Origin of the sequence: Croceibacterium xixiisoli (assembly GCF_009827305.1) — a bacterium.
GTDB classification, from domain to species: domain Bacteria; phylum Pseudomonadota; class Alphaproteobacteria; order Sphingomonadales; family Sphingomonadaceae; genus Croceibacterium_C; species Croceibacterium_C xixiisoli.
The window spans coordinates 406,452-418,435 of record NZ_WTYJ01000002.1 but is presented as its reverse complement, the minus strand read 5'-3'; the positions used below and the strand labels follow the sequence as shown (position 1 = coordinate 418,435).

The window sequence follows — 11,984 nt, the reverse complement described above, 5'->3', positions numbered from 1 at the left end:
CGTGGTTAGTCTGACAAAGGGACAATCGGTCCGTCTGGAAAAATCCGGCGGTGGCACACTGACGCGCGTAGCCATGGGGCTCGGCTGGGATGTCCGCCAGCCCAAGGGTTTCTTTGCCAAGCTGACCGGCGGCACCGCCGAAATCGATCTCGACGCATCCTGCCTGCTGTTCAACGCGCAGGGTCAGCTGCTGGATCAGGTGTGGTTCCGCCAGCTGGCCAGCCAGGATGGCAGCATCATCCACAGCGGTGACAACCGTACCGGGGCGGGCGACGGCGATGACGAGGTGATCAATGTCGATCTGACCCGCGTGCCGGCCAATATTCAGACCCTGCTGTTCACCGTGAACAGCTTCCTGGGTGACAGTTTCGACCGGATCGAGAACGCCTATTGCCGGCTGGTCGATTCGACCAATGGCGCGGAACTGGCGCGTTTTGACCTGACGGGCGCGGGCTCGCATACCGGCCAGGTCATGGCCAAGCTGGTGCGCAGCGGCGATGGCTGGGACATGAAGGCGCTGGGCGATCGCACCAGCGGCCGCACCTTCCAGGACATGATGCCTGCCATCCAGAACGCTCTTTGAGCGCGGACCGGAAAAGAGCCCTGACATGACCGAACTGCAGCAAGGCGGCAACGCGCCCGTGCCGGGCGACGCATTGGCCGTATCCTTTGCCTGGAATATCGCCGGTGGCCGCGATGTGGATGCCGATGCCTCCGCCTATCTGCTGACGGCGGCGGGCAAGGTCCGCAATGATGCGGACATGGTGTTCTACAATCAGCCGCAGGGCGGCAATGGCGGGGTGCGCTTTTCGGCCGGATCGGGCCGGGGCACCTTCGACATCGATCTTGCCCGCCTGCCCGCCGATATCGAGCGGGTGGTGTTCTGCGTCACCATTCACGAAGCCCAATCGAAGGGCCAGACGCTGGCCCTGCTGGAAGGCGCCAGCCTGTCGGTCGCGTCGAGCGGCGGGCCGGTGGCGCTGTCCTATCGCCCGCAACTGACCGGGGCGAGCGAAGCGGCCATGATCTTCGGCGAGCTGTATCGCCGCAACGGGCAGTGGAAATTCCGCGCCGTCGGGCAAGGGTTCAACGGCGGGCTGGCCCCGCTGGCGCGATCTTTCGGGATCGATGTGGCGGAAGAGGCACCCGCCGCACCGCCCCCGCCTCCGCCCCCTCCGCCACCACCACCTCCGGCCCCGCCCCCTTCCGCTCCGGTCAATCTGAGCAAGGTGACGCTGGAAAAGCCGGGCCAGGCGGTCAGCCTGGAAAAGCGCGGCAGCAGCTTTGGCGAAATCGTCGTCAATCTGAACTGGTCGCGCGGGCGCAAGAGCTTCTTCGGCGGCGGATCGGCGATCGATCTGGATCTGGGCTGCCTGTTCGAACTGGCCGACGGCCGCAAAGGCGTGGTCCAGGCGCTGGGCAATGTTTTCGGGTCGTTCCACCAGCCGCCCTATATCGCGCTGTCCGGCGATGATCGGACCGGCGATGTGTCGCAGGGGGAAACCCTGCGCATCAATGGCGCGAACTGGAACGAAATCCGCCGCATCGCCGTTTTCGCGAATATCTATTCCGGCGTGCCCAATTGGCAGCAGACCGATGGCGTGGTGCTGATCACCATGCCCGATCAGCCGCCGATCGAGGTGCGCATGACCGAAGGCCGCAATGACAAGCGGCTGTGTGGTGTCATTCTGATCGAAAATGACGGTGGCAGGCTGAAAGCGACACGTATTGTGGACTACGTACGCGATCAGAAGGTGCTGGATGAAAGTCTGGGCTGGGGCCTGCGCTGGACGGCCGGCAGCAAGGATTGACGCGATTTTCCAGCAGGTGGAAACCTGCTGACTGGAAAATCGCGACGGACACAAGGCTGCAGGATTTTTGCCGCATGCGGCATCGGGGGTTTGCGTGTTAAAGTATTACAAAGGTTCGTTTCTCTTCACCGCGATCTGTCTTGGTCTGGCCGGCTGGCTGGGCTGGGAAACCACCGGCACGGTCGGCGGCACGCTGGGGATCCTGTGGATCGTCGCCGTGCTCGGCGTGCTGGAGGTATCGCTGTCGTTCGACAATGCCGTGGTCAATGCCACGGTGCTGCGCGACATGGATGAAGTCTGGCGCCGCCGCTTCCTGACCTGGGGGATCCTGATCGCCGTGTTCGGGATGCGGATCATCTTCCCGCTGGCGATCGTGGCGATCGCCGCAAAAATGGGTCCGATCGACGCGGTCATTCTGGCGGCCAGCGATCCGGCCCGATACGAAGAGATCATCACCGGCGCCCATATCGGCATTTCCGGTTTCGGCGGGGCGTTCCTGGCCATGGTCGGCCTCACCTTCTTCCTCGATGAAGACAAGGATGTGCACTGGATCGGCATGATCGAACGGCCGTTTTCCGACCTTTCCAAGATTTCGGGGCTGGCCATCGGCCTGGTGCTGCTGGCGCTCTATCTGCTGTCGCGCTCGCTCAGCCCGTCCGATGCGATGACCTTCATCACCTCCGGCATTTTCGGCCTGCTAATCTACATCGCGGTCCAGTCCGTCGGCGCGCTGCTGGAACAGGAAGGCGAAGAGGGCGTGGGTGATGCGGTGACGGGCACCGTCGTCAAATCGGGCCTTGCCAGCTTCCTCTATCTCGAAGTGCTCGACGCGTCCTTCTCCTTCGATGGCGTGATCGGCGCCTTCGCCCTGTCAAACAATCTGTTCATCATCGCCCTGGGCCTGGGCATCGGCGCGATGTTCGTGCGTTCGATGACGATCATGCTGGTCGAAAAGGGCACGCTGGCCGAATATCGCTTCCTCGAACATGGCGCGTTCTACGCCATCATCGCCTTGGCCGCGATCATGCTGATGTCGGTGCAGTTCCATATCCCCGAAACCATCACCGGCCTGATCGGCGCGGCGCTGATCGGGATCTCGCTCTACGCATCGCTGCTTCACAAGCGTCAGGAACAGGCGGCAGAAGCCGCCGCCCCTGGCGACACGTCCAACCACAACTGATCCGGAGAGAAATTCATGTCGGTAAGCCTGTCCAAAGGCGGCAATGTCAGCCTGTCCAAGGAAGAACCCAATCTGTCGAAGATCCTGATCGGGCTCGGCTGGGACACCCGCGCCACCGATGGCGCGGATTTCGATCTGGATGCCAGCGCTTTTCTGCTGAACACCAGCGACAAGGTCCGTGCGGACAGCGATTTCATCTTCTACAACAACCTGCGTTCCTCGGACGGGTCGGTCGAACACACCGGTGACAACCGCACCGGCGAAGGCGACGGCGACGATGAAGCGCTCAAGGTCGAACTCAGCCGCGTGCCGGCCGATGTGCAGAAGATCGCCATCGCCGTGACCATCCATGATGGCGAAAGCCGCCGCCAGAGCTTCGGCATGGTGTCCAACGCCTTCATCCGGATTGTCAATGACGTGACCGGGCGGGAAATTTCCCGCTACGATCTGGCCGAAGACGCATCCACCGAAACCGCGATGATCTTCGGCGAAGTCTATCGCCACAATGGCGAATGGAAGTTCCGCGCCGTGGGCCAGGGTTACCAGGGTGGCCTCGGCCCGCTCGCCCGCAATTACGGCGTCAGCATCGGCTGAAGCCGGGCTACACCACATAAAGGGAGTAAAGACAGATGGCAGTATCGCTTTCCAAGGGCGGCAACGTCAGCCTCAGCAAGGAAGCACCGGGCCTCACCGCCGTAAGCGTGGGCCTTGGCTGGGATACCCGCGTCACCGATGGCAGCGGGTTCGATCTCGATGCCAGCGTGTTCCTGCTCAATGATGCCGGCAAGGTCGGCTCGGACGCGGATTTCGTGTTCTACAACAACAAGAACGGCGGCAATGGCTCGGTCGTCCACCAGGGCGACAACCAGACCGGCGAAGGCGATGGCGACGATGAAGTCGTGGCCGTCGCGCTGGACAAGATTCCGGCCGAGATCACGAAGCTCAGCTTTGCCGTCACCATCCACGATGCTGACAACCGCAAGCAGAACTTCGGCATGGTTTCCAATGCCTATATCCGCGTGGTGAATGCCAGCGGCGGCGCGGAAATCGCCCGTTACGACCTGTCCGAAGATGCATCGACCGAAACCGCGATGATCTTCGGCGAACTCTATCGCCACAATGGCGAATGGAAGTTCAAGGCCATCGGCCAGGGATTTGCCGGTGGGCTCGGCCCGCTTGCATCGTCCTTCGGCGTCAACATCTGATCTGCGTCGCGCCCGCATATGCGTGATCTTGTTGCGGGCGAACGTGCCCCCATTGCCGGCGAGTGCAGCTTCGTGCTCTCCGGCAATGGGGGCCAGCTGCCGACCCTGGCGCTGATCGCCCTCGGTGCGGATCGGCAATCACTTGCCGATTTCCCGCCCATCGATAGCGTGACGCGCGAAATGCGCCCGGCCGCCCGGTTCGAAGATGCCGACCGGCTGGCGCTGACCATCCCCGACATTCCCGCTGCGGTGGAACGGCTGCTGCTGGTCGCCTTCGACAGCGGCAACCGGCCGATCGCCGCCCCGCTGACATTGACCATCGGCAGCGGAGAGATGCGCTTTACCGCCGATCTGCGCGGGCGCGATGATGCCGCCGTCATCCTGATCGAATGCTACCGCCATCAGGGGGCCTGGCGCCTGTCGGCCAATGGGCAGGGTTTTGCCATGGGCCTCAATGCCATCGCCAGCGCGCATGGCATCGATCATGGCTGGGTCCAGCGGATGATCCCCCGTCTGCAGCCGCCCGAACGTGAATTTGGCGGCCATGACAGACCGCGCGGTGGCACCTCCACCGGCAGCGGCGTTGCCATCGATGCGCATCATATCCTCACCAATGCCCATGTGGTCGACGGCGCCCGATCGGTCACCGTCCATGCCCATGGCCGCCCGATCGAAGGGGTGGTGGTGTTCGCCGATCCTCGCAACGATCTGGCGCTGATCCGGGTTGAAACCACCCTGACCGCCCACGCCCAGTTCCGCTCCGAAATCGGGCTGCATCTGGGCGAAGACATCGTCGCGCTCGGCTTCCCGCTGCAGGGCCTGCTCGGCACCGGGCCGCAGGCGAGCGCAGGCAATATCGCCGCGCTGTGCGGCATCGGCAATGACAGCACGGTGTTTCAGTTCACCGCCCCGATCGCCAGCGGCAACAGCGGCGGCCCCATTCTGGATATGGCCGGCCAACTGGTCGGGCTGGTCAGTTCCTCGCTCAATCTCGAAAGCATCCGCCAATCCGGCGGCAGTGCGGAAAACATCAACTTTGGCATCAAGGGGGCCATCATCCTCAGTTTTCTCGATTCCTTCGGCATTGAACCGCCGATGGCCGGTCCAAACCCCCATATCATCGGGCGGGCCGCCGTGGTCCGCCAGGCGCGTGACGCCATCGCGCGGATCAGTTGCGAATGCTGACACTGCAGGACAATGTCCGATCGATAGAACTGTCGACGGGTCGCCTTGATATTACCATTGAAGATGCAATCTGGCCGCTGGACGATCTGTGCGATTTCGCCTCTCGCGAAAATCCCCGCCGCAGCCTGCTGATCGTGTCGCGCGTGCTGGGCCGGCATATTCCGGTCGCCCCGCACACCATGCGGCGCAGCGTGCGGGATCTGGCGGCGCAAATCCCCGCCGATCTGCCCGGCCCGGTGATGGTGGTCGGGCTGGCCGAAACGGCGGTGTGCCTGGGCCAGACCATTCATGAGGAACTGCGGTTGGCCAGCGGGCGGGATGACATTTTCTTCATCCATTCCACCCGCCAGCTGCTCGATCATCCGCTGCTCTGCCGGTTCGAGGAACCGCACAGCCATGCTTCGGCCCATCTGATCTATCGCCCGGATATCGCAGGACTTCCCGAAAACGGCCCGCGTTCGCTGGTCATCGTCGATGATGAAGTCTCGACCGGCACGACGCTGCGCAATCTGTCCGAAGCGCTCGTCACCGCATGGCCGGCGGTGGAAACGATCGTGGTCGCGACGCTGACCGACTGGTCGGTCGGGCGCGACTGGCAGGCGAAGATGCCCCGCCCCACCACCATCGCTGCCCTGCTGCGCGGCCGGCTGGAATGGACCCAGGGGCAGGTGATTGCGGCCAGCAATGCCTTCGACGTGGCCGCCGCCTCACTGGGGCGGATGGAAACGCATCGCAATTTCGGTCGCCTCGGGCTCGATGCGCCCGTCGGCACCGCGCCGGAGAGCGCCCTGCCCCCACTTCAAGGCGCCCTGCGTGTGGTTGGCACCGGCGAGTTCACCTATCTGCCCTTCCGCCTGGCCGAACGCATGGAGCAACTCGGTCATGATGTGGTGGTCCAGTCGACCAGCCGCAGCCCCGCCCGCGTGACAGAGGCGATGAAGACCCGGCTGTGCTTCGCCGACAATTATGCGACCGGCGTGCCCAACTATCTCTACAACGCCGATCCGGCAGATCACCGCACCAACTGGATCGCACATGAAACCGGGGCCGGCACGATCGACCCCGCATTGGTCGCCGCGCTGGATGCCACGCTGATCGGATGGGACAAGTAATGCAGGCTATCGCCCTGGTCGATCTGGATGACACGCTGTTCCAGACCATTCGCAAATGCCCGCCGGACATTCCGCATGACCGGCTGACCCCGCTCGGCTTCGCGGCCGATGGCTCGCCGCTCAGCTATGCCACGCCCCGCCAGATGCGTTTCATTCAGTGGCTGGCCGAAACCACCCATCTGGTGCCGGTGACCGCCCGCAGCCTGGACGCGCTGCGCCGGGCCCACATCCCCTTCACCGCCGCCGTCTGCGCCCATGGCGGGGTGGTGCTGGATGATACCGGCGCCGTCGATCCCGAATGGGAAGCGATCATCACCGGCAAGGCCGCGCAATATGCCGACGAACTGGCCGGCCTGGCCGAAGCGATCTCTGCCGAGGCTGCGGCGCAGAATGTCACCATCAATGCCCGCGTGCTGATGGAAGGCGAGTTGCCGCTCTATACGCTGGCCAAGCATACCGACATGGATCACGATGCGCTGTTCGCCGTGGTCGATGCGGCGGTGCCGTCCCTGCCCCTTGGCTGGACCGATCATCGCAATGGCAACAATGTCGCGCTGATGCCGCCCTATCTGGGCAAGGAACATGCCGTCGCCCACATCCTGCCGGGCCTGCGTGCCCGTTTCCCCGATGCGCCGGTGATCGGCATCGGCGACAGCCTGACCGATGCGCCCTTCATGGCGCTGTGCGATTACGCGATGATGCCGCCGCGTTCGCAGCTGGCCGGGACCATGTTTCATGGAGGCTGATGCTTTGCCGAATGCCCAGGCCGGATTTTCCGGCAGCTACGACCCCGCCGACGTCACTTTCCTTCTGAAGCCCGTCACCATGGCGGCGACCGATGTCGCAGCCAAGGAGGCGGCGATTCAATCGGGCCGGCGGCATTATTCGGAAATGATCGCGCCCGAGGATATTCCCGATGCGGCGTATCTGGCGCTGTATGATGCGGCGCTGGCGCGTAACGGCGCGCGGCTGGCGCGTGATGTGGCGAGCCTGGCGGCGGCCCTCGCCGCGCGTCGACCGGGGCGGGAAATCGTGCTGCTGTCGCTCGCCCGCGCCGGCACGCCCATCGGCGTCCTGCTCACCCGCACCCTGCGCGCCCAGGGGCACCAGGCTGTCCATTATTCGGTCAGCATCATCCGCGATCGCGGCATCGATCACGTCGCCCTGGCCCATATCGCCGCCCGGCATGATCCGCGCGACGCCGTCTTCATCGACGGCTGGACCGGCAAGGGCGCCATCGCCCGCGAACTGCGCGCCACGCTGGCCGATAATCCGCATGGATTTCAACCTGTTCTGGCCGTGATCGCCGATCCTTCCGGACAGGCTGACATTGCCGCAACCGATGATGACTATCTGATCGCCTCCGGTCTTTTGAACGGCATCGTTTCCGGCTTGGTCAGCCGTTCGATCCTGAATGATACGGTGGTCGGGCCCGGGGATTTTCACGCCTGTGTCACCTATCCGCAATATGCACATGCTGATCTGTCGCGTGACTTTATCGAAGCGATCGCCCCGATGGCCGCACAGGCCGTGCCGCAGCCGATTTCCGGCCATGCAGACCGGCGCGCGCAATTGACCCAAGCCTGTGAGAACATGCTGGAAACGCTGCTGAAACAGGCAGAAACCGGCGACCGCAACCGGATCAAGCCCGGCATTGCAGAGGCGACCCGCGCCCTGCTGCGCCGCATGCCCGAACGCCTGCTGATCCGTGATCCGCAGGATGAAGACATTGCCCATCTGATCCATCTGGCAGCCGGCCACGGCATCCCGGTGGAACCGCTGGGCGATAACGCCCGATATCGTGCAGTCGCGATCATTCGCAGCCTGGGGAACGACGCATGAGTATTACCGGTTCGATTTCGCCCATGTCGCTGGGCGCCACGCTGTATATTCCCTGCATGCGGGGCGATCTGTTCGGATATGTGCTGGGCCCGCGCCGGCCGGCCGGACTGCGTTCCGTCGTGCTGTGTCTGGAAGATTCGGTGCGGGAAGAAGACCTGCCGATGGCGATGAGCCATCTGTCTGTATTCCTTCGTCAACTTCTGGCCCGCGATGCCGCGCCGGCCGATCCGCTGATCTTCATCCGCCCGCGCTCCGCCGTGATGCTGGAACACATCCTCTGCATGCCGGGGATCGAGCATGTCGATGGTTTCGTGGTGCCCAAGGCGCATGCCGATACCCTGCCCGCCTATCTGGCCCTGCCGCTGCATGACCGGCACCGGCTGATGCCGACGCTGGAAACCCGCGAGGTCTGCGATCCGCAGGAAATGCGCCGTTTTCGCGATCAATTGCTGGCGGTGCAGGATCGCATCCTGGCCCTGCGCGTGGGCGGCAATGATCTGTTGCAGGCCATGGGACTGCGCCGCAACCCGCACCGCACCGCCTATGACGGGCCGCTGGGCAGCGTGATCGCGCAACTGGTGGCCGGCTTCGCCCCCTGGGGCTTCGCCCTGACGGCGCCGGTGCTGGAACGCTATGCCGACACCGCCCTGCTCCGCGAAGAGGTGATGCGCGACATCGAACATGGGCTGATGTCCAAGACGGCGATCCATCCGTCACAGATCCCCATCATCCAGAATGCCCTGGCGGCAGAGGCGGATGAGGTGGAAGAGGCGCGGCTGGTGCTGGCCGAAAGCAGCCCGGCCGTGTTCGGCCGCGACGGCGTGATGTGCGAACCGGCAACCCATCGCCGCTGGGCCGAACGGCTGCTGGAACGTGCCGCCCAGTTCGGAATTGCCGATGCCCTGGTGCTGAGGGCGTGATCAGAAAACGGAGGATGCCATGAGCGACTATCGCGTAAAGACCGACGAACAGGGCAGCGCCAGCACCCGTTTTGAACTCTATGAATTCCGGCGCAAATCCTATGCCCTGGGCCATCATTCCCCCTTGGCTGATGGCTCGCCCGGCGGCATCGCCACCCCGTTTGCCTTCCCTTCCCCCAATGCCGTGACCGCACGGCAGGTGCGGATCGTGCTGGAAGGCGGCGCCGCCTTGCTGGAACCGGGCGCGCTGCAATATGCGCATGGCCGGCTGCAGGTCGATATCCAGAAGAACACCGGCGCCGGCGGGTTCCTGAAGCGGGCGATGACATCGGCCGGAACGGGCGAAAGCGCCTTTGCCACCCGCTATTCGGGTCAGGGCGAGGTCTGGACCGAAGCGACGGCACAGCATTTCATCCTGGCATCCATGGATGGGCCGGAAGATGCGCTGATCCTGGATGATGGCGCATTCTACGCCTGCGACGCCAATATCGAGCTGTCCACCCACATCCACCGTTCGGTGCAGGGCGTGCTTTCCGGCAATGGGCTGATGCAGCCCAAGCTGACCGGGCGCGGCGCCTTTGTCGTCGAGGCGCCGGTGCCGGTCGAGGAAATCGAGGTGGTGGAGCTCAACGGCCAGGACGAACTGATCGTCGATGGCGATCTGATGCTGATGTATTCGGCCGGTCTGCAGGTGGAACTGCGCCCGCTCGTCAGCGGATTGCGTAATGCGATGCGCAGCGGCGAAGGGCTGGTGTTCGTGTTCCGCGGGCGCGGCACCGTGTGGCTGACCCCGACCCTGCGCCTCGGATAAACAGGTGAAAATGGGTGAGCGGGGGCGCGAAATGGCGCCCCCGCCTACGCCTCAGCGCAAGGGGTCATCACTGCCATAGCGGTGATCGATGAAGCGCAGATTGTCCGAAAAACTGTCTATGTCTTCCTGCGCCAGAGAGCGGGACAGGGTTTCGAGCCGGGCGATCATCTTTTCGATGCCCTGGTTCAGATTGTAGCTGGCCGAATGCCCGGTGGTGCGGAAGATTTCCGCCCGGTGGGACGCCGGAATTTCGGCATAGCTGGTGATGAGCAGCGGCAGATGCCGGTCACGCAATTGCCGCACCTCTGTCAGCGCCGACACCATCAGCGCATCATCTTGCGTGCGCGCCTCAATATCCGCCACCAGCACCAGCAACCGCGCCACGAGCGGACGCGAAGTGTCGGGCAGGCGCGGATCCTCCGCATTGATGGCCGGTTCGGCGCGGGCAGGTTCCGGCAGGGGAGCGGGCACGGCGGGCGGAGTGCCACCGTTGATCCATTGCACAAATCGGTCGAAAAAGCCTGTCACGCAGACATAGTAAGCGAGGGTTTCGCCAGATGCCAGCCGCTAGAAAGCGGCGGAGCGGCTTTGCGTGGCGTCCACCGCACGGCGGACCTGTTCCACCGCATCGGCCAGCGCGCGTTCCGCGTCGCGGTGGGAACCGAGCGCTTCGCGGGCCGCCTGGGCGCTGCGGTCCAGTGCATCGGCCTGTTCCAGCAGATCGCGGTGGCCGGCCACCGCCTGACGGGTGGCGATGGCGGTGCGCAGCACGGCGATGGTGGTTTCGCAGGCGCGTTCCAGGCTTTGCCCCAGCACCCGCTGCCCTTCTTCCACCAGTTGCAGCGCCAGCACGCCCTGGTTGGTAACCGTCTGCTGGGTCAGCACATCCTGTTCGCGGACCAGAAGTGCGGGGGTCACGGTCTGATCAAGGAAGGCAGAGCGTCCCGGCTGATCGTGCGCGAGTTCGCGCACCCCGGCCGCTACCACAGTGCCGAGCCTGCGGATGAGTTCGAGCGCCTGATCCAGATCGGCCTGACTTTCCTGCAATTTGTCCCGGTCTGCCGCCAGCACGATCATGCGGTGGGCAATGGCATCGCGTTCCCGTTCCAGCCGCTCGACCAGAGTGTTGAGATTTGGTGGAGATGGTTCGGGTGCCGGGCGCGCGCCGAACCATGATCGGCGACGCGGTGCGGGATCGCCGGAGAAGCTGGCGGCAAATGCTTCCAGTTCGGCCAGCACGCCGCCTGCCGGCGCGGATGAATCCGAACTGCGCGACAGCCGAACGGTCGCATTGGCCGCTGCGCGAATGGCCGCCCGTCCGAGCAGATCGATCGACCGTAGAACCTCTTCATCTGGGGAATTGAGCCATTGCCGCAGCAATTGCCGGGCCATGGCGGCAGGATCGCTCATCGACCCGACGGTCCCTGCATGATTGTTCTTGCCCTCGTTTGCTGATGCCGAAGGCCAATCATCTAGGAGACGGCAAAACCATTCTCAACCCCGCGCCCGCGCAGGATCGCCTCTGGCGCACACCAACGATGTCTGTGGAAATGGTGGGCGGTAACGGGCTCGAACCGCTGACCCTCTCGGTGTAAACGAGATGCTCTACCAACTGAGCTAACCGCCCCGGCGCACCGGATGCGGCGCAATACCCCAATCTCGCGGTACGTCAACCCGCCTGATAGCGGAGCAGGATGGAACGACACGGGCTCCGGATTTCCAAGCCAAGTCTGGCTGGAATTCCATGAATGATCGGACCGTGGAAACAAATGCGAAATTCCCGAGAGCCGGTCGCACCTGGCTCTGCCTTGCCCATAGATTGTTGTTAAGCGCGGATCAGCCCTCTCGACAATTGCATTTGCGATCAGCAAATTGCCTAGAAACATGTGAGGGAGATTATGTTGGGTTGCCATTCCAT

The 11,984-nt window shown here is 63.9% G+C and carries 13 protein-coding genes and 1 tRNA gene; 11 read left to right on the top strand and 3 right to left on the bottom strand.

Annotated elements, in window-relative coordinates:
* The first annotated feature begins 1 nt into the window (after window position 1).
* From GRI97_RS11105 to GRI97_RS11055, 11 genes are all read left to right on the top strand, one after another.
* Window positions 2-583: a TerD family protein gene (locus GRI97_RS11105; protein WP_161391249.1), complete on the top strand. Its 582-nt coding sequence runs from the start codon at window positions 2-4 to the stop codon at window positions 581-583.
* Between the two features lie 25 nt (window positions 584-608).
* Window positions 609-1,811, top strand: a complete 1,203-nt coding sequence (locus tag GRI97_RS11100; RefSeq protein WP_161391248.1) for a TerD family protein — start codon at window positions 609-611, stop codon at window positions 1,809-1,811.
* A 94-nt stretch (window positions 1,812-1,905) separates the two neighbouring features.
* Entirely contained in the window at window positions 1,906-2,991 is a 1,086-nt protein-coding gene (locus tag GRI97_RS11095) for a DUF475 domain-containing protein (RefSeq protein WP_161391247.1), read from the top strand.
* 15 nt (window positions 2,992-3,006) lie between these two features.
* Window positions 3,007-3,585 (top strand): TerD family protein, encoded by a 579-nt coding sequence (locus tag GRI97_RS11090; RefSeq protein WP_161391246.1) that lies wholly within the window; start codon window positions 3,007-3,009, stop codon window positions 3,583-3,585.
* A gap of 35 nt (window positions 3,586-3,620) precedes the next feature.
* On the top strand, window positions 3,621-4,196 hold the full coding sequence (locus GRI97_RS11085; protein WP_161391245.1) for a TerD family protein: 576 nt from the start codon (window positions 3,621-3,623) through the stop codon (window positions 4,194-4,196).
* Between the two features lie 18 nt (window positions 4,197-4,214).
* Entirely contained in the window at window positions 4,215-5,381 is a 1,167-nt protein-coding gene (locus GRI97_RS11080; protein WP_161391244.1) for a trypsin-like peptidase domain-containing protein, read from the top strand.
* Window positions 5,375-6,493: a phosphoribosyltransferase domain-containing protein gene (locus tag GRI97_RS11075; RefSeq protein ID WP_161391243.1), complete on the top strand. Its 1,119-nt coding sequence runs from the start codon at window positions 5,375-5,377 to the stop codon at window positions 6,491-6,493. Before GRI97_RS11080 ends, GRI97_RS11075 begins: the two co-directional genes overlap by 7 nt.
* Complete coding sequence (locus tag GRI97_RS11070) at window positions 6,493-7,239, top strand: HAD family hydrolase (RefSeq protein WP_235917766.1); 747 nt, start codon at window positions 6,493-6,495, stop codon at window positions 7,237-7,239. The genes GRI97_RS11075 and GRI97_RS11070 overlap by 1 nt, the downstream gene beginning before the upstream one ends.
* Entirely contained in the window at window positions 7,229-8,335 is a 1,107-nt protein-coding gene (locus GRI97_RS11065) for a cysteine protease StiP domain-containing protein (protein ID WP_161391241.1), read from the top strand. Before GRI97_RS11070 ends, GRI97_RS11065 begins: the two co-directional genes overlap by 11 nt.
* Window positions 8,332-9,255, top strand: coding sequence for an HpcH/HpaI aldolase/citrate lyase family protein (locus tag GRI97_RS11060; protein WP_161391240.1), 924 nt, complete (start codon window positions 8,332-8,334; stop codon window positions 9,253-9,255). The genes GRI97_RS11065 and GRI97_RS11060 overlap by 4 nt, the downstream gene beginning before the upstream one ends.
* A 19-nt stretch (window positions 9,256-9,274) precedes the next feature.
* The gene (locus tag GRI97_RS11055) at window positions 9,275-10,066 is read left to right on the top strand and encodes an AIM24 family protein (RefSeq protein ID WP_161391239.1); all 792 of its coding nucleotides are present in this window, start codon (window positions 9,275-9,277) and stop codon (window positions 10,064-10,066) included.
* Window positions 10,067-10,117: 51 nt separating this feature from the next.
* Here GRI97_RS11055 and GRI97_RS11050 read toward each other — a convergent pair whose 3' ends face one another.
* The 3 genes from GRI97_RS11050 to GRI97_RS11040 form a co-directional block, all read right to left on the bottom strand.
* Entirely contained in the window at window positions 10,118-10,594 is a 477-nt protein-coding gene (locus GRI97_RS11050; protein ID WP_328598537.1) for a hypothetical protein, read from the bottom strand.
* Between the two features lie 39 nt (window positions 10,595-10,633).
* Window positions 10,634-11,476, bottom strand: coding sequence for a toxic anion resistance protein (locus GRI97_RS11045; RefSeq protein WP_161391238.1), 843 nt, complete (start codon window positions 11,474-11,476; stop codon window positions 10,634-10,636).
* Window positions 11,477-11,617: 141 nt separating this feature from the next.
* Window positions 11,618-11,693 (bottom strand) — tRNA-Val (locus GRI97_RS11040).
* Window positions 11,694-11,984 lie beyond the last annotated feature (291 nt).

Excerpts from the sequence above, each read along its gene's own strand:
- GRI97_RS11085 (WP_161391245.1), top strand. The coding sequence starts at position 3,621 with ATGGCAGTATCGCTTTCCAAGGGCGGCAACGTCAGCCTCAGCAAGGAA.
- GRI97_RS11045 (WP_161391238.1), bottom strand. The coding sequence starts at position 11,476 with ATGAGCGATCCTGCCGCCATGGCCCGGCAATTGCTGCGGCAATGGCTC.
- GRI97_RS11100 (WP_161391248.1), top strand. The coding sequence starts at position 609 with ATGACCGAACTGCAGCAAGGCGGCAACGCGCCCGTGCCGGGCGACGCA.
- GRI97_RS11070 (WP_235917766.1), top strand. The coding sequence starts at position 6,493 with ATGCAGGCTATCGCCCTGGTCGATCTGGATGACACGCTGTTCCAGACC.
- GRI97_RS11055 (WP_161391239.1), top strand. The coding sequence starts at position 9,275 with ATGAGCGACTATCGCGTAAAGACCGACGAACAGGGCAGCGCCAGCACC.
- GRI97_RS11060 (WP_161391240.1), top strand. The coding sequence starts at position 8,332 with ATGAGTATTACCGGTTCGATTTCGCCCATGTCGCTGGGCGCCACGCTG.
- GRI97_RS11080 (WP_161391244.1), top strand. The coding sequence starts at position 4,215 with ATGCGTGATCTTGTTGCGGGCGAACGTGCCCCCATTGCCGGCGAGTGC.
- GRI97_RS11065 (WP_161391241.1), top strand. The coding sequence starts at position 7,229 with ATGGAGGCTGATGCTTTGCCGAATGCCCAGGCCGGATTTTCCGGCAGC.
- GRI97_RS11075 (WP_161391243.1), top strand. The coding sequence starts at position 5,375 with ATGCTGACACTGCAGGACAATGTCCGATCGATAGAACTGTCGACGGGT.
- GRI97_RS11090 (WP_161391246.1), top strand. The coding sequence starts at position 3,007 with ATGTCGGTAAGCCTGTCCAAAGGCGGCAATGTCAGCCTGTCCAAGGAA.